Raw genomic sequence first — 15,074 nt, 5'->3', positions numbered from 1 at the left:
GCATGACATTTCCACACGCGCATCTCTTGGGGATCGAGCCACTGTCCCCGGCGGACATTACCGCGATTCTCGATCTGGCCGAGGATTATGTGACCCTCAACCGCAGCGCCACCAAACATGGCGACGCTCTGGCGGGACTCACACAGATCAATATGTTCTTTGAAAATTCCACCCGCACGCAGGCCAGTTTCGAACTGGCGGGCAAACGTCTGGGCGCGGATGTCATGAATATGGCGATGCAGGCGTCGAGCCTCAAGAAGGGCGAGACCCTGATTGATACCGCGCTCACGCTCAACGCCATGCACCCCGATTTGCTGGTGGTGCGGCACCCGCATTCCGGCGCGGTCGACCTTCTGGCGCAAAAGGTACGCTGCGCGGTGCTCAATGCGGGCGACGGGCGCCACGAGCATCCCACCCAAGCGCTGCTCGATGCGCTGACGATCCGGCGTGCCAAGGGACGGCTGCACCGGCTGACCGTGGCCATCTGTGGCGACATCGCGCATAGCCGCGTCGCGCGCTCGAATATCCTCCTGCTCGGGCGCATGGAAAACCGGGTGCGCCTGATCGGCCCGCCCACGCTTATGCCCGCTGGCATCGACGCCTTTGGGGTCGAGGTCTATGACGACATGCGCCGCGGGCTGGAGGGCGCCGATGTGGTGATGATGCTGAGACTGCAAAAGGAACGCATGGACGGCGGCTTCATCCCCTCGGAGCGCGAATATTACCACCGCTACGGGCTTGATGCCGAAAAGCTGGCGCATGCCAAGCCTGATGCCATCGTCATGCACCCCGGCCCGATGAACCGGGGCGTCGAAATCGACGGCGAGATTGCCGATGACATCAACCGATCCGTGATTCAGGATCAGGTCGAGATGGGCGTCGCGGTGCGCATGGCGGCAATGGACCTGCTGGCGCGCAACCTGCGTGCGCGGCGGGCCGCAGCATGAGCACGGTGCTGCGTATTCCGCCGGGTGAGGCGCATGTCGTGCGCCTCTTTGCCGTGGACGAGGACCACGCCGCCCCCTGTGCCGATGAGGAGATTCTTAAAGCCTTGGGCGCAGGCCCGCTCAAGACCGAGGAAATCGAGTTGTTCGATCTGGCCGATCTACAGGCCATGACGCTCTCGGATTATCTGACCGAGGGTCATGGCATTGCCGCCTCCGAGATTGCGCCGATGCTGGGGCAGGTCAACGGCCTCAGGGGGCGCGTGCTGATCCTGCCGTCGCGTGCCTTTGAGGGGCACGCACAAGAGATGCGGCCGCGCACGCCGCTGCGCCTGATCGGCCGGTTTTCCGAGGACGTGGCGCCGGTACGGTTCACGACGTTACCAACAGGCGGTGCGGAGGGCGTTATCACCGCCCGCGCCAATGCGCGCCCACGCGGGTCAGGGCGGTTGCGGCTGATCGCATTTTCGGTGCTGGCGCTTTTGGCGGTCGGGTTGGCGTTGGCCATTGGACTGGCGGTAAAACTGTGAGCGAGGGGCTGATCTATGCGATGACGCCCACCACCACGCTGGCCGAGGGCGAGCAGGTCGTGCATAGGTTTCATCCCGACCGTGCCGCCTATTGGCGCGACCACGCCTGGCTTGCGGCGGCGGCGATGGCGCTGGGCATGGGCATCCTCTGGGCGATTGGCAATCCGCACGCCTGGACAGGTGCTGTGGGCGGGCTTGCGGCGATTGCCGTGCGGGGGTTCTATGTTGCCTCGGACGAGATGAAGGCGCGCTGGGACCTGACCGACCGACGGCTTTTGGGGCCACAGACGCGGGCGGTGCGGCTGTCGGAGATCAGGACAGTGCGGGGCTTGGGCAGCGCCGTGCAGGTGATCACCGCCACCGGCGATAAGCACCTGATCAAGTATCAGGCCGACCGCGCAGGCACCGAGGCGCGGATTCGTGCCGCCGCAGGACTATAAGAGGACAGGATGCAGGAACCCAAAGACCCACGCATGTCCGGCAAGATCGCCATGGCGGCCCTTCTGGTGATCGTGGCGCTGACCGTGCTGATGGTCTGGGTGGCAGGATGAGCCGCGCCAGAGCCAGAGGCCGGAGCCAGAGGAAAATGACAGTATGACCCAAACCCTTTTCACCAATGCCCGCCTGATTGATCCCGAGGCAGGAACGGACGCCCCCGGCTGGCTTCTGATCGACAAGGGCGTGATTGCCGCGCGCGGGACCGATGCCCCACCGCAGGCCGAGACCGTGATCGACTGCGGCGGCCATTGCCTTGCCCCCGGCATCGTCGATATTGGCGTCAAGGTCTGTGAACCGGGCGAGCGGCACAAGGAAAGCTATCGCTCTGCGGGCCTTGCGGCGGCGGCGGGCGGGGTCACAACCATGGTGACGCGCCCCGATACATCCCCCGCCATCGACAGCCCCGAGGTGCTTGAATTCGTCGCCCGCCGCGCCAATGAGGCAGCACCCGTCAACGTGCTGGTGATGGCGGCGCTGACCAAGGGGCGGCAGGGCCGCGAGATGACCGAAATCGGCTTTCTCATGGACGCAGGCGCCGTGGCCTTTACCGATTGCGACCATGTGGTCAGCGATACCAAGGTGCTGAGCCGCGCGCTGACCTATGCCCGCAGCCTTGGCGCATTGGTCATTGGCCATCCACAGGATCCGGGCCTTTCTGCTGGCGCGGCGGCAACCTCTGGCAAATTCGCGAGCTTGCGTGGCCTGCCTGCCGTGTCGCCCATGGCTGAACGGATGGGGCTGGACCGTGACATAGCGCTTCTGGAAATGACCGGCGCGCGCTATCACGCCGATCAGATCACCACCGCCCGCGCCCTGCCTGCCTTGGCCCGCGCCAAAAAGAACGGGCTCGATATCACGGCGGGCACGTCGATCCATCACCTCACGCTCAATGAGCTCGATGTGTCGGACTATCGCACCTTCTTCAAGGTCAAGCCGCCGCTGCGCTCTGAGGATGATCGTCAGGCCGTGATAGAGGCGCTGCGCGAAGGGCTGATCGACATCATTTCCTCCATGCACACGCCGCAGGACGAGGAATCCAAACGCCTGCCGTTTGAAGAGGCGGCCAGCGGTGCCGTGGCGCTCGAAACCCTGCTGCCCGTGGCGCTCAGGCTCTATCATGCCGAGGCGCTTGATCTTCCGGCGCTCTTTCGCGCCATGTCCCTCAACCCCGCCAAACGCCTGGGGCTGACCTCGGGGCGGCTGGCGCTGGGCGCACCGGCCGATCTGGTGCTGTTCGATCCCATGAAACCCTTTGTTCTGGACCGCTTCGCGCTGAAATCAAAATCCAAGAACACCCCTTTTGACGGCGCGCGCCTGCAAGGTAAGGTCTGTGCGACCTATGTTGCAGGCACACGCGTATATGAGGCCGACACATGCCCCTGATCGAAACCTCTGCCACCTTCCTCGTCCTCTGGACCGTGATCGGCTATCTCTTGGGCTCCATCCCCTTTGGCATGGTGTTGGCGCGGGTCATGGGCCTTGGCAATCTGCGCGAGATCGGATCGGGCAATATCGGCGCGACCAATGTCTTGCGCACCGGCAACAAACTGGCTGCGGCGCTCACCCTCCTGCTCGATGGTGGCAAGGGAGCGGTGGCGGTGCTCTTGGCGCGCGCCATGGCGGGCGAGGACGCGGCACAACTGGCAGCGCTCGCGTCATTTGTGGGGCATTGCTATCCGGTCTGGCTCGGCTTTCGCGGCGGCAAGGGGGTGGCGACCTTCCTCGGCATCCTGCTGGCGCTGGCGTGGCCCGTGGGTCTGGCAAGCTGCGCCACATGGCTGGTGACGGCGCTGGTGACGCGGGTATCGTCCAAGGCGGCGATCATGGCGGCGGCGCTCTCGACCGGCTGGATGGTGGTGCTGGGCCATGGCGCGGGTATGGTGCTGGCCTTTGTGCTGTCGCTGCTGATCTTCTGGCGGCATCGCAGCAACATTGCCCGGATCAGGGCCGGGACAGAGCCCCGGATCGGCGATAAGGGGTAGGGGGCGGAGTGGGGCACTCATTCGTAGCCCCAAATCCCAAAGCGCGGAATCAAAGTGCCGCAGGCACCGCCCCTCACCCTTCGTGAACGATCCTTATATGCCGCTCGCCCCGCGCTTCGGCCAAGGCCATCTGCTTTTGCCGCTCGCGAAACCGGGCCTTGTCGTCGTCGCTTGTCTCGGCCACGCAATGGTGACAGGACACGCCCTCTTCATACTCGGGCCGGGCTGTATCAGCAGGCAGGATCGGACGGCGGCAGGCATGACACAGCCGGTGCGGCCCCTCTTTCAGCCCGTGACCCACTGACACCCGTCCATCAAAGACAAAGCAGTCGCCCTGCCATGTGCTCTGCGCTTCGGGCACCTCTTCGAGGTATTTCAGGATGCCGCCCTTGAGGTGATAGACCTCCTCAACCCCTTGCCCCAACAGGTAATTGGTGGATTTCTCACAGCGAATCCCCCCGGTGCAGAACATCGCAATCCGTTTGTTGTGAAAGCGGTGCTTGTTGTCCTCCCACCACGCGGGGAAATCGCGGAACGTGGGCGTTTGCGGGTCTACCGCCCCCTCAAAGGTGCCAATCGCGACCTCGTAATCATTGCGCGTGTCGATCACCGCCACATCGGGGCTGCGGATCAGATCGTTCCATTGGGCCGGCTCGACATAATGGCCAACACATGCGCGCGGATCGACATCCGGCTGCCCCATGGTGACGATTTCTTTCTTCAATCGCACCTTCATCCGGCGAAAGGGCTGCGCCGCGCTCTCGCTCTCTTTCCATTCCAGATCGTCACAGCCGGGCAGGGCGCGAATATGCGCCAGTACCGCCGCGATTCCCGCCGCAGGCCCGGCAATCGTGCCATTGATGCCCTCACGCGCGAGCAGAAGCGATCCGCTGATCTTTTCGGCGTCGCACAGCGTTTGTAACGGCCCCTGCACGGTGGCGGGATCTTCAAAGCGGGTGAAATGATAGAGAGCTGCAATTTTATACATGGCGCGCGATTTACGCCCCTGCGCGCAGGCTCGCAAGAGGACATTCCGCCGCCATTGACCTAAGTTGCGTCTCTGCCTACCCATATAAGGCAAAGGAGACCCGCCATGACATCCGCCCTCATCGTGATCGACCTGCAAAACGATTTCTGCCCCGGTGGGGCCTTGGCCGTGCCAGCGGGGGATCAGATCGTGCCGGGTATCAATGCGCTGATGGATGCGTTCGGGGCGGTGCTTCTGACACAGGACTGGCACCCTTTGGCGCATTCCTCTTTCGCCTCGTCGCATCCCGGAAAATCCCCTTATGACATGATCCAGATGCCCTATGGGCCACAGGTGCTCTGGCCTGATCACTGCGTACAAGGCAGTCATGGGGCGGCCTTTCACCAAGCGCTGAACACATCGCGCGCCGATCTCATTCTTCGCAAGGGCTATAACCCCGCCATCGACAGCTATTCAGCGTTTTTCGAGAATGACCAACAAACGCCAACCGGGCTGCATGGCTATTTGCAGACGCGCGGCATCACCGACCTGACCCTCGTGGGGCTGGCCACCGATTTCTGTGTCAGTTTTTCAGCGGTGGATGCGGCGCGATTGGGCTACCGGGTGAGCGTCCGGCGGGATCTGACGCGGGCGATTGATCTTGACGGATCGCTGGCGGTGGCAGAGGCGGGGATGGTCGCGGCAGGCGTGAGCCTTTTGTGAGCGGATACCTTACAAAATCCGCGCTGAACCGTAAGGTTTGTAATGTCTGACCTTGCCTCAGAAATCCGCGCCTGCACGCTCTGCACGGACAGGTTTGCGGCCACCCATACCGCGCATGCGCCCCGCCCGGTGGCATGGTTCAGACCCTCGGCGCGGGTGCTCATCGCCGGGCAGGCACCGGGCCTGCGGGTGCATCAGTCGGGCAAGCCATTTGATGACCCATCAGGCGACAGGCTGCGGGATTGGCTGGGGCTAAGCGATTGTGAATTCTACGATAAATCCCGTGTTGCAATCGTGCCGATGGCGTTCTGCTTTCCTGGCTATGATGCCAAGGGCGCAGACCTGCCGCCGCCGCGCATCTGTGGGAACACTTGGCATGGTCGCGTCATGCAAGCCCTCGAAAAGGTAGAATTAACCGTTCTGGTGGGAGGCTATGCGCATAAATATCACCTTGGCGTCAAGACCGGCGTGACCGAAACCGTTCAGGCGTGGCGCGACCATGCACCGCGGCTTTTTACCTTGCCGCATCCCTCGTGGCGCAATACCGCTTGGCTCAGGAAACATCCGTGGTTCGAGGCTGAGGTTCTGCCAGAATTACGCGCACAAGTTCAAAGGGTTATCCATGACTGACCTGACCCGTCTCGATACCGCGCACATGGCGATGGAGACAGCCCCAGAGGAATCGCAGGCCCGCTTGCGGTTCTACGAAACCTTGGCCGCAAGCGAGTTGTACCTCTTGCTCAAATCCGAAGCGGAGGGCGACACACTCGACCCGGAAGTATTTGATTTATCGGACCATTCCTTTGTTCTGGTGTTCGACCGCGAGGACCGCCTGGCGCAATTCGCGGGCCGGATCGTGCCCTATGCGGCGCTCAGCGGGCGCAGTATCGCGTCCATGTTGGCTGGACAGGGGGTGGGTCTTGGCGTCAATCTCGATGTCGCCCCGTCGTCGATCCTGATCCCACCCGAGGCGGTGGACTGGTTGGCGCAAACCCTGTCTGATGCCCCGTCAGAAATTGAGGCACGAGTAGAAAAATTCAGCGCACCCAAGGGCTTGCCTGAGAACTTTCTCTTGGCGCTGGATGCAAGACTGGCCGCCATGGCGGGGCTTGCGGATCTAGCTTATTTGGTTGGCGTGACCTATGACAGCGGTGCGCAGGGGCATTTGCTGGGGTTTGTCGATGCGGCCCCCCATGCGCAGCCTGCCTTGGCACGCGCTGTGTCAGAGGTGCTGATTTTTTCCGGACTAGAGGCAGCAGCCTTGGATGTGACGTTCTTCGCGGCCTCCGATCCGGCAGCGGCGCGGCTGGCGCGCTGCGGGCTGCGGTTTGACCTGCCGGAATCCCCTCGGCCAGAACCACGCAGCGCGCCTGGCTCTGACCCGGATAAACCGCCCATTCTCAAATAGTTAGCGTCGGCTCAATAGCCCTTGCTGCGATCTACCAGATGCAGGAACGGCTCTCCTGCCTCGCCCCGGCGCACATTCTCGATGATCACCCGCGCCGCCGTGATCGGCCGGGTTTCCGAGGCGATATGCGGCGTCACCGTCACGCGCGGATGCGCCCAATAGGGATGCGCGGGCGGCAGCGGCTCTACCCGGAACACATCCAGCGTGGCATGGGCGATATGCCCTGCGTCCAACGCGCCGAGGAGGGCGTCATCGTCGATCAGGGGCCCGCGTCCGGGGTTGACGATCATTGCCCCCTTGGGCAGCAGCGCCAGCCGTTCGGCATTCAACAGGTTTTCGGTCTCGGTTGTCAGCGGCAGCAAAAGCACAAGAATTTCAGCGCTTTGCAACGCTGCGCGTAGCCCATCATCGCCTGAGAGACAGGTAATCCCCGGCACGTCCCGTTGTCTGCGCCCCCAGCCTGTCACCGGAAATCCGAGACAGCTCAGCGCCTTGGAGCAGGCCTGCCCCAGCACGCCCAGACCCAGCACCGTGACCGGGCGATCCTCGGCCAAGGGCGGGATCGTCTTGCGCCAGACACCGTCCTGTTTCGTGATATGCGCATCCATCCCCAGATGATGGCGCAGCACATGGCCCGTGACCCATTCCACCATGCCTTGCGTGAGACCATGATCGACCATCCGTGCCAATGGTACCTGAAGCGTCTGATTTCCGACGATATTCTCGACCCCGGCCCAGAGGTTCAACACCGCCTTGAGGCGTGTATAGGGGGTGAAATCCTGCACCGCGCTGTCAGGGGCATAGACCATGTAGTCCACCGCGTCCGGGGCCATGTCGAGGGCAAGATTTGCCGTCACGCCAACCTCGGATAGTGCTGACTTCAAAGGGTTTTCATAGATTTTCCATTGCTCTGGACGAGCAGCAAAGAGAATGTTCACGGGCATCGTTTCTACCTTGGTTTGTGGATATGGGCGCTCTGAACAAGGCCAAAGCCCACCATGAGCACAAGCATCGCCGATCCGCCATAGCTGACCAGCGGCAAAGGCACGCCGACCACGGGCATCAAGCCCATGACCATGGCCATGTTGACTGCAAAAAACAGAAAAAACGTCATGGCGACCCCGAGGATCAGCAGCGAGGAATAGCGGTCTTTGGTGCTGAACGCGGCGGAAATGCAGAAGACAAGGATAAGGGTGTAGAGCCCGAGAATGGAAATACCGCCGATAAAGCCGAATTCCTCGGCCAGCGTCACAAAGATAAAGTCAGTATGTTTCTCGGGCAGGAAGTTGAGCCGTGATTGCGTGCCTTGCATGAACCCACGCCCGGTCCAGCCACCAGAGCCGAGGGCGATCTTGGATTGGGTGATGTGATAGCCCGCGCCAAGTGGGTCATTCTCGGGATTGAGAAAGGTGTCGATCCGGCGATATTGATAGTTTTCAAGAAGTTGCCAGTCGGTGCCGCGACTTTCGAACACAGCAAAGATCAGGGCCACCACCGCAAGGATCACGGTTGCGAAATAGGCCCAATGCACACCTGCGACGAACATCATTACCCCCCCCGCTGCCAAGAGCAGGATCGACGTGCCAAGATCGGGTTGGCGCAGCACGAGGGCAACAGGAGACAGGATCAAGGTCACCGGAATGAGTACCCAAACGGGCCGCGACACGCGCGACATCGGCAGCCAGTCGTAATAGGCCGCGAGCAACATCACCAGCGTGATCTTGACCAGTTCGGAGGGTTGCAACCGCATGAATCCCAGATCGATCCATCGCTGCGCCCCTTTGCCTTCGACCCCGACTAGGGCCACGGCGATCAGCAGCCCAAGTGAGATGAGATAGGCAACCAACGACATGTTGCGCCAGAACCAGATTGGCACCATGGCCACAAACAGCATCACAGCAAGGCCAAGCGCAAAGCGTTTCATCTGAGGTTCCGCCCAGACCGACAGGGTTCCGCCCGCGACCGAGTAGAGCATGAGAAATCCGATGCCAGCAACGGTGCAGAGCAAAAGGACAATCGGCCAATTGAGAAAGAGGATCTTGCGTGCACCCGAGGGGGCGGTCTTGATGGAATGTTCAAGATAGCTCATGCGCGGTCGCTGTCCTCTGCGCCGGACCGGGGACGGGCCTCGCGCAGTTTTTCCTGTTGCGTCTTGATACGGGGGCGGTCGGCCTCGGGATATGCTGTCAGTGGTGGGTCCTCGCCATAGAGGGCCTGAAGCGTGATGTCGCGGGCAATTGGGGCGGCTGCGGTCGATCCGCCGCCGCCATGTTCGACCACCACAGCCACGGCGTATTTCGGCGCGTCATAGGGGGCAAAGCTGACAAAGAGCGCGTGATCGCGCTGTTCGCGTGGCAGGGCATTGTTGCTGAGCACCCCCGTCGCCCGCTCGCCGGTCGAGATATTGCGCACTTGGCTGGTGCCGGTTTTGCCCGCCATGCGAAAGGCGTCCTCGATGATCCGACTGCGATAGGCGGTGCCACGATTGCTGTTGGAGACGGCAAACATCGCCCGGCGGACCTCACGCAGCAGGTTTTCATTCAGGCCCATCGGTTCGCCATGTCCAGAGGGCTGTTCGACCCCGTCCACCGATTTGATAAGGCGTGGCGTCACGCTGCGGCTGGTGGCCAGACGCGCGGTCATCACCGCCAGTTGCAGGGGTGAGGCCAGCACGAAACCCTGCCCGATCGAGGCATTGGCACTGTCGCCCACCACCCAAGGCTCGCCTCGATTGGCCACTTTCCACTCGCGCGTGGGGGCGAGCCCCTTGGCGACGCTGGTCATCGGCAGGTCGAATTGCACCCCGAGGCCCAGCCGTTCGGCCATAGCGCTGATATTTTCGATGCCGGTGCGCATTGCCAGATCGTAATAATAAACATCGCAGCTTTCGCGCAGCGACAGATGCAAATCCATGTTGCCATGGCCACCACGTTTCCAGCAATGAAAGCGGCGACCGCTGATTTCCATTTGACCCGGACAATAGACGGTGTCCTGTAGCGACACATCGCCTGCCTCTAACGCGGCGAGGGCCGTGACCATCTTAAAGGTCGAACCGGGGGGGTAGATGCCCTGTACCGCCTTGTTTGGCAGAGGTCGATATGGGTCGTCGAGCAGGGCACGATAATCCGCCACCGAGATACCGCGCACGAACAGGTTGGGATCATAGCTGGGTGAGGACGCGCAGGCCAGTATATCGCCGCTCTCGCAGTCAAGCATCACCAGCGCCGCGCTCTCGCCATCAAGGCGGGCATTGGCGTAGGATTGCAGCTCGTTGTCGAGCGTCAGTTGGATATCCGCCCCCGGCTTGCCCTCTTGTCGATCAAGTTCGCGCATGACGCGACCAGCGGCGTTCACCTCGACCCGGCGGGTGCCGGCAGAGCCACGCAACAGGTTCTCGCGCTGCGCCTCAAGCCCAATCTTGCCAATCTGAAAACGGGGCAGGCGCAAAAGCTGCTCGGGGGCGTCGATACGGTCAAGATCACGGTCACTGACTGGGCCCACATAGCCCACCACATGTGCATGATCGCCGTGCAATGGGTATCGGCGCGACAGTCCTACTTCGGGATGTACGCCGGGCAGGGCGGGGGCGTTGACGGCAACCCGGCTGATTTCTTCCCATGTGACGCGATCTGCGATTGTCACGGGGGTATCGCCGCGCAGCTCGGTCAGTTCGCGCTGAGCTTTCTCCAGCTCTCCGGGGTCGAGTTCGATCAGTTTGGCCAGTCGGGCAATAACCTCGTCCACGTCGTGCGCTTGTTCGCGGACCATTGTGATCCGGTAACTTGGTACGTTTTCGGCAATGATCCGGCCCTCACGGTCGAAAATACGGCCGCGGGTGGGCGGGATAAGCTGCACATTGATGCGGTTCTCATCCGCCAACAGACGGAATTGATCCGCTTGATCAAGCTGCATGTAACGCATGCGCAGCGCAAGCGCGCTCATCACGCCCAATTGCAAACCGCCCACGACCAGCCCGCGCCGGGTGATCCGACGCTGGCTTTCGGCGGTGTCGCGGGGGGGGCGTCTCATGAGCGCAGGCCTGTTGTATCGAGGTCGCCGGGCGCGCGTTTACGTACACCAAAGAGGGCGTGTGATACAGCCGCGACCGCCGGATAAGCGACCAAAGTTGAGAGCAGCTGCATCAGGCTGAGGCCCAAGGGTGCCTGATCCACCATCAAGATTGCCAAGACTACGCGATTGGCAACGGTGATCAAAATCATGGTGCTGGCCACTGAGGCCCATTCTGCGGCAAAGGTGAGATCGCGCAATGATGGTGCACGGCTGCGCAGGGTCTGCGTGCCAATCACCATCAGCGCCGCCCAGAGGCCTGGCGGGCGCTGCAACATCAGATCCAGCCCGAGCGCGACAAATCCGACCAGAAGCACCGGCACATAGTCCGGGCGCCGTACCGCCCAGCCAAAGGTCAGCGCCATCACAAGATCGGGCCCGGCCCATTTTGGCGGCAAATGCTCGAGCGGCAGAAGGTGCAGAAAGAGCAGCGACACGCAAAGCCCAAGATAGAGCGCGCGCATGATCCAAGAGCGTGGCAGGAGCACCTCAGCCATTTCCGGCCTCCGCGGCTTTGGCCGCATCGGGCGCATTCTCGGAATTCTCCGCACCGGGAAGAGTGGCGGGTGCAATCAGTTGTCCGGGGTCGGTCAGTCGCTCATTCTCATAGCTGCGCAGCACGCGCAGGAATTCCAACCGCTCGTAATCGGCTGAGATGCGCACGCGCATCCGTCCGCCCGGGTCCTCGGCCAGTTGTCCGATCAGCAGCCCGGCGGGAAATACCCCGCCATCGCCTGAGGTCAATACCCGGTCGCCGGGACGCACTTGGTCTGGGGTTTCTACAAAATCGACAACCGGTGCGATGGAATTGTCACCGATAATCAGTGCGCGTTGGCCCGAAGGCTGGATTGTTACCGGAATGCGGCTGGAGGTGTCGGTTAGCAGGATCACCCGCGCGGTATTGCGTCCAACGCCTGATATCCGCCCGACCAGCCCCAACCCGTCCATCGCCGCCCAGCCATCCATGATGCCATCGCGCGCGCCGACGTTGATCAACACCGATTGACGAAAGGGCGAACCGCTGTCGGCCAAGACCACGCCAGTGACATAGGTTAACCGGGGGTCAAGCTGAACATTGTTTAGGTCGAGCAGGCGGGCGTTTTCCTGTTCGAGTTGCAGGGCGGCTTCTTTCCACGCCTTCATCTGTTGTAGTTCGCGGCGTAGATCCTGATTTTGCTCATACATCCGCTGATAGCTCTGAAAATCCTGAAGGATATTCACCGCGCCGGTGACAGGGGCCATTGCCCAGTCAAATGAGGGGACGACACGGTCCACGATCTGGGCGCGAAAGCGTTCCACGCGCGGGCTGTCTATCCGCCAAAGCAGGAAAAAACCCAGAAGACATAGTAGCAAAACCCCCAGAAGCAGACGCTTCAGCGGGCCGCTGTAATCTTCGCTTTGTCCCCGGTCCTTGGCCACGGGATCCCCCTTTTAGGCAAAGGTGGGCGTACTAGCTGTCGTAGTCAATCGCGTGCCGCAACTGCTTTTCAAACTCGAGCGCCTTGCCAGTGCCAAGTGCTACGCAGTTCAAACTGTCCTCGGCGATAGACACGGCCAGCCCGGTTTGTTCGCGCAGCGCCAGATCGAGATCGCCCAAGAGAGCGCCTCCACCCGTGAGCATCACGCCCCGGTCGACGATATCAGCCGCAAGATCGGGCGGTGTCGCCTCCAGCGCGGTCATCACCGCCTCGCAGATTTGCTGCACCGGTTCTGCGAGCGCTTCGGCGATCTGTGCCTGACTGATTTCGATCTCCTTGGGCACGCCGTTGAGCAGGTCGCGACCGCGCACATGCATCGAGGTGCCGCGCCCGTCGTCAGGCATGCGCGCCGTGCCGATGCTGGTCTTGATCCGCTCGGCGGTCGATTCGCCCACCAGCAGATTTTGCTGGCGGCGCAGGTAGTTGATGATCGCCTCATCCATGCGGTCGCCCCCGACGCGGACAGAGCGCGCATAGACGATATCGCCGAGCGAAAGCACCGCCACTTCGGTCGTACCGCCGCCGATGTCGACCACCATGTTGCCGGTGGGATCGGTGATGGGCATGCCAGCACCGATGGCCGCGGCGATGGGTTCCGCGATCAGGCCCGCGCGGCGTGCGCCTGCCGAGAGCACCGATTGGCGGATGGCACGTTTTTCCACCGGTGTGGCGCCATGGGGCACGCAGACGATGATCTTGGGTTTGGAAAAGGTCGAGCGTTTGTGCACCTTGCGGATGAAATGCTTGATCATTGCTTCGGCTGTGTCAAAGTCGGCGATCACGCCCTCGCGCATCGGCCGGATCGCTTCGATGCTGCCGGGCGTGCGTCCGAGCATCAGCTTGGCATCCTCGCCCACCGCCAGCACTTTGCGCACGCCGTCCTTGACGTGATAGGCCACGACCGACGGTTCGCTCAGGATAATCCCGCGCCCCTTGACGTAGACGAGCGTGTTTGCTGTTCCCAGATCGATCGCCATGTCCGACGAAAACAGACTGGGAATCCTATCAAATATAGACATATGCGCCTGTGCCCTGTCGCCTAAAATGCTGATTAGCCCCGCGACTCGGGGTCCGGAGCGTCTGCTCTTATAGTGGTCGAACCGCTCGGGTGAAAGGGTATGTTTCGGCAGGGCAAGCGTCAAACCGCCGCTTTAGGTGTTGAGATGGTCCAACCGCGCGCGGACCGACAGCCCATGCGCCTCAAGGCTCTCGGATATGGCCAAGGTCTCGGCAGCGGGGCCGATGGCGCGCAGGGCCTCTGGGGTCATCTTGGCCAGTGTCGTCCGCTTGAGGAAATCCATCACCGACAGGCCGGACGAGAACCGGGCAGAGCGCGCCGTGGGCAGGACGTGGTTTGGGCCGCCGACATAATCGCCAATTGCCTCCGGGGTCCAAGCCCCCAAAAAGATTGCACCTGCATGGGTGATCTCTTTTGACAGGCCATCAGGATCATCCACGCACAGCTCCAAATGCTCGGGTGCGATGCGGTTGGAGAGGGTTGCGGCGGTGGCCATGTCCGGCACGAGAATGATTGCGCCATAGTCGCGCCAGCTTGCCCCTGCGATGGCGCGGCGTTCCAGTGTTTGAAGCTGGCGGTCAATCGCGTTGCCGACCGCCTCGGCTAAATCGGCATCGTTGGTGATTAGAATGGCCTGAGCGCTTTCGTCATGTTCTGCCTGACTCAGCATGTCGAGCGCAATCCAGTCCGGGTTTTGCCCCCGGTCGGCAATCACGAGGATTTCTGAGGGCCCCGCGATCATGTCAATGCCGACCTTACCGAACACCCGGCGCTTGGCTGCGGCGACAAAGGCATTGCCGGGGCCGGTGATCTTGTCCACCGGGGCAATGCTCTCGGTGCCATAGGCAAGCGCCGCAATCGCCTGCGCGCCGCCGATGCGATAGATTTCGTCCACGCCCGCGATCTGCGCCGCCAACAGGACCAGCGGATTGGCCTTGCCATCCGGCGTGGGAACGACGATGGCCAAACGGTCCACCCCCGCCACCTTGGCGGGAATGGCGTTCATCAGAACCGACGATGGATAGGACGCAAGGCCGCCGGGCACATAGAGCCCCGCCGCCGAGACAGGCGTCCAGCGCCAGCCCAACATCGCGCCGCTCTCCTCAATCCAGCTTGCGTCTTCGGGCATCTGACGCGCGTGATAGGCACGGATGCGGGCGGCGGCCAGTTCTAGCGCATCCCGCTCGGCCTGTGGCACCTGTGCGACCAGCGCCGCGATCTCGGACGCAGAGAAGCGCAACGTATCAGGCGTGAGGGTCAGCCGATCAAACCGCTCGGTCAGTGCGATCACCGCCGCGTCTCCTCGGGCGCGCACATCGGCGATGATACCTGCCACGATATCGTCCACATCGGGACTGTCCTCGCGCTTGGCACTGAGCAAGGCAGTAAAACAGGCCTCAAAATCGGGGGCGGTGGCGTCAAGCATGATCGGCATGGCGGTTCCTTTCGCCTGGGGAC

Annotated in this window: 16 protein-coding genes; 8 read left to right on the top strand and 8 right to left on the bottom strand. The window is 62.1% G+C overall.

What is annotated here, in order from left to right; genetic code table 11:
* Window positions 1-2 precede the first annotated feature (2 nt).
* From ACN0SW_RS06915 to plsY, 5 genes are all read left to right on the top strand, one after another.
* A complete protein-coding gene (locus tag ACN0SW_RS06915) occupies window positions 3-947 on the top strand; it encodes an aspartate carbamoyltransferase catalytic subunit (protein ID WP_037275304.1) in 945 nt (314 codons plus the stop codon).
* A complete protein-coding gene (locus tag ACN0SW_RS06910) occupies window positions 944-1,474 on the top strand; it encodes a hypothetical protein (RefSeq protein ID WP_417727179.1) in 531 nt (176 codons plus the stop codon). Before ACN0SW_RS06915 ends, ACN0SW_RS06910 begins: the two co-directional genes overlap by 4 nt.
* A complete protein-coding gene (locus tag ACN0SW_RS06905; protein ID WP_417727178.1) occupies window positions 1,471-1,914 on the top strand; it encodes a hypothetical protein in 444 nt (147 codons plus the stop codon). The genes ACN0SW_RS06910 and ACN0SW_RS06905 overlap by 4 nt, the downstream gene beginning before the upstream one ends.
* Window positions 1,915-2,068: 154 nt before the next feature.
* Window positions 2,069-3,355, top strand: coding sequence for a dihydroorotase (gene pyrC / locus ACN0SW_RS06900; RefSeq protein ID WP_417727177.1), 1,287 nt, complete (start codon window positions 2,069-2,071; stop codon window positions 3,353-3,355).
* Window positions 3,346-3,954: a glycerol-3-phosphate 1-O-acyltransferase PlsY gene (gene plsY, locus ACN0SW_RS06895; protein ID WP_417727176.1), complete on the top strand. Its 609-nt coding sequence runs from the start codon at window positions 3,346-3,348 to the stop codon at window positions 3,952-3,954. The genes pyrC and plsY overlap by 10 nt, the downstream gene beginning before the upstream one ends.
* 73 nt (window positions 3,955-4,027) lie before the next feature.
* Here the strand turns inward: plsY and ACN0SW_RS06890 are convergent, their stop codons facing one another.
* A complete protein-coding gene (locus tag ACN0SW_RS06890; RefSeq protein WP_417727175.1) occupies window positions 4,028-4,942 on the bottom strand; it encodes a rhodanese-related sulfurtransferase in 915 nt (304 codons plus the stop codon).
* Between the two features lie 105 nt (window positions 4,943-5,047).
* On the opposite strand from ACN0SW_RS06890, the gene pncA reads away from it, so the two are divergent.
* Genes pncA through ACN0SW_RS06875 form a run of 3 tightly spaced genes read left to right on the top strand, consistent with a single transcriptional unit; the run spans window position 5,048 to window position 7,052 of the window.
* Window positions 5,048-5,644 (top strand): bifunctional nicotinamidase/pyrazinamidase, encoded by a 597-nt coding sequence (gene pncA / locus ACN0SW_RS06885; protein WP_417727174.1) that lies wholly within the window; start codon window positions 5,048-5,050, stop codon window positions 5,642-5,644.
* Window positions 5,645-5,686: 42 nt separating this feature from the next.
* Window positions 5,687-6,274, top strand: a complete 588-nt coding sequence (locus tag ACN0SW_RS06880; protein WP_417727173.1) for a uracil-DNA glycosylase family protein — start codon at window positions 5,687-5,689, stop codon at window positions 6,272-6,274.
* Window positions 6,267-7,052 carry an SseB family protein gene (locus tag ACN0SW_RS06875; RefSeq protein WP_417727172.1) on the top strand — a complete coding sequence of 262 codons (786 nt, stop codon included), beginning with the start codon at window positions 6,267-6,269 and terminating at the stop codon, window positions 7,050-7,052. The genes ACN0SW_RS06880 and ACN0SW_RS06875 overlap by 8 nt, the downstream gene beginning before the upstream one ends.
* A gap of 11 nt (window positions 7,053-7,063) precedes the next feature.
* On the opposite strand, the gene ACN0SW_RS06870 is transcribed toward ACN0SW_RS06875, so the two are convergent.
* The 7 genes from ACN0SW_RS06870 to hisD form a co-directional block, all read right to left on the bottom strand.
* Complete coding sequence (locus ACN0SW_RS06870; protein ID WP_417727171.1) at window positions 7,064-7,996, bottom strand: 2-hydroxyacid dehydrogenase; 933 nt, start codon at window positions 7,994-7,996, stop codon at window positions 7,064-7,066.
* 5 nt (window positions 7,997-8,001) lie between these two features.
* Window positions 8,002-9,141 (bottom strand): rod shape-determining protein RodA, encoded by a 1,140-nt coding sequence (rodA, locus tag ACN0SW_RS06865; protein WP_417727170.1) that lies wholly within the window; start codon window positions 9,139-9,141, stop codon window positions 8,002-8,004.
* Window positions 9,138-11,081 carry a penicillin-binding protein 2 gene (gene mrdA, locus ACN0SW_RS06860; RefSeq protein WP_417727169.1) on the bottom strand — a complete coding sequence of 648 codons (1,944 nt, stop codon included), beginning with the start codon at window positions 11,079-11,081 and terminating at the stop codon, window positions 9,138-9,140. Before mrdA ends, rodA begins: the two co-directional genes overlap by 4 nt.
* Entirely contained in the window at window positions 11,078-11,617 is a 540-nt protein-coding gene (locus tag ACN0SW_RS06855) for a rod shape-determining protein MreD (RefSeq protein WP_417727168.1), read from the bottom strand. The genes mrdA and ACN0SW_RS06855 overlap by 4 nt, the downstream gene beginning before the upstream one ends.
* Window positions 11,610-12,539 carry a rod shape-determining protein MreC gene (gene mreC, locus ACN0SW_RS06850; protein ID WP_417727167.1) on the bottom strand — a complete coding sequence of 310 codons (930 nt, stop codon included), beginning with the start codon at window positions 12,537-12,539 and terminating at the stop codon, window positions 11,610-11,612. Before mreC ends, ACN0SW_RS06855 begins: the two co-directional genes overlap by 8 nt.
* A gap of 31 nt (window positions 12,540-12,570) precedes the next feature.
* Window positions 12,571-13,617, bottom strand: coding sequence for a rod shape-determining protein (locus ACN0SW_RS06845; protein WP_417727166.1), 1,047 nt, complete (start codon window positions 13,615-13,617; stop codon window positions 12,571-12,573).
* 132 nt (window positions 13,618-13,749) lie between these two features.
* Window positions 13,750-15,051 (bottom strand): histidinol dehydrogenase, encoded by a 1,302-nt coding sequence (gene hisD / locus ACN0SW_RS06840; protein WP_417727165.1) that lies wholly within the window; start codon window positions 15,049-15,051, stop codon window positions 13,750-13,752.
* Window positions 15,052-15,074 lie beyond the last annotated feature (23 nt).

This window comes from Roseovarius sp. (assembly GCF_048262375.1).
Lineage (GTDB): Bacteria > Pseudomonadota > Alphaproteobacteria > Rhodobacterales > Rhodobacteraceae > Roseovarius.
This window is presented reverse-complemented; position numbering and strand designations above follow the sequence as displayed.

What these genes read in the sequence shown, in the direction of transcription:
- ACN0SW_RS06915 (WP_037275304.1), top strand. Translation starts at nt 3, where the DNA reads ATGACATTTCCACACGCGCATCTCTTGGGGATCGAGCCACTGTCCCCG.
- ACN0SW_RS06910 (WP_417727179.1), top strand. Translation starts at nt 944, where the DNA reads ATGAGCACGGTGCTGCGTATTCCGCCGGGTGAGGCGCATGTCGTGCGC.
- pyrC (WP_417727177.1), top strand. Translation starts at nt 2,069, where the DNA reads ATGACCCAAACCCTTTTCACCAATGCCCGCCTGATTGATCCCGAGGCA.
- plsY (WP_417727176.1), top strand. Translation starts at nt 3,346, where the DNA reads ATGCCCCTGATCGAAACCTCTGCCACCTTCCTCGTCCTCTGGACCGTG.
- ACN0SW_RS06890 (WP_417727175.1), bottom strand. Translation starts at nt 4,942, where the DNA reads ATGTATAAAATTGCAGCTCTCTATCATTTCACCCGCTTTGAAGATCCC.
- pncA (WP_417727174.1), top strand. Translation starts at nt 5,048, where the DNA reads ATGACATCCGCCCTCATCGTGATCGACCTGCAAAACGATTTCTGCCCC.
- ACN0SW_RS06880 (WP_417727173.1), top strand. Translation starts at nt 5,687, where the DNA reads ATGTCTGACCTTGCCTCAGAAATCCGCGCCTGCACGCTCTGCACGGAC.
- ACN0SW_RS06875 (WP_417727172.1), top strand. Translation starts at nt 6,267, where the DNA reads ATGACTGACCTGACCCGTCTCGATACCGCGCACATGGCGATGGAGACA.
- ACN0SW_RS06870 (WP_417727171.1), bottom strand. Translation starts at nt 7,996, where the DNA reads ATGCCCGTGAACATTCTCTTTGCTGCTCGTCCAGAGCAATGGAAAATC.
- rodA (WP_417727170.1), bottom strand. Translation starts at nt 9,141, where the DNA reads ATGAGCTATCTTGAACATTCCATCAAGACCGCCCCCTCGGGTGCACGC.
- mrdA (WP_417727169.1), bottom strand. Translation starts at nt 11,081, where the DNA reads ATGAGACGCCCCCCCCGCGACACCGCCGAAAGCCAGCGTCGGATCACC.
- ACN0SW_RS06855 (WP_417727168.1), bottom strand. Translation starts at nt 11,617, where the DNA reads ATGGCTGAGGTGCTCCTGCCACGCTCTTGGATCATGCGCGCGCTCTAT.
- ACN0SW_RS06845 (WP_417727166.1), bottom strand. Translation starts at nt 13,617, where the DNA reads ATGTCTATATTTGATAGGATTCCCAGTCTGTTTTCGTCGGACATGGCG.
- hisD (WP_417727165.1), bottom strand. Translation starts at nt 15,051, where the DNA reads ATGCCGATCATGCTTGACGCCACCGCCCCCGATTTTGAGGCCTGTTTT.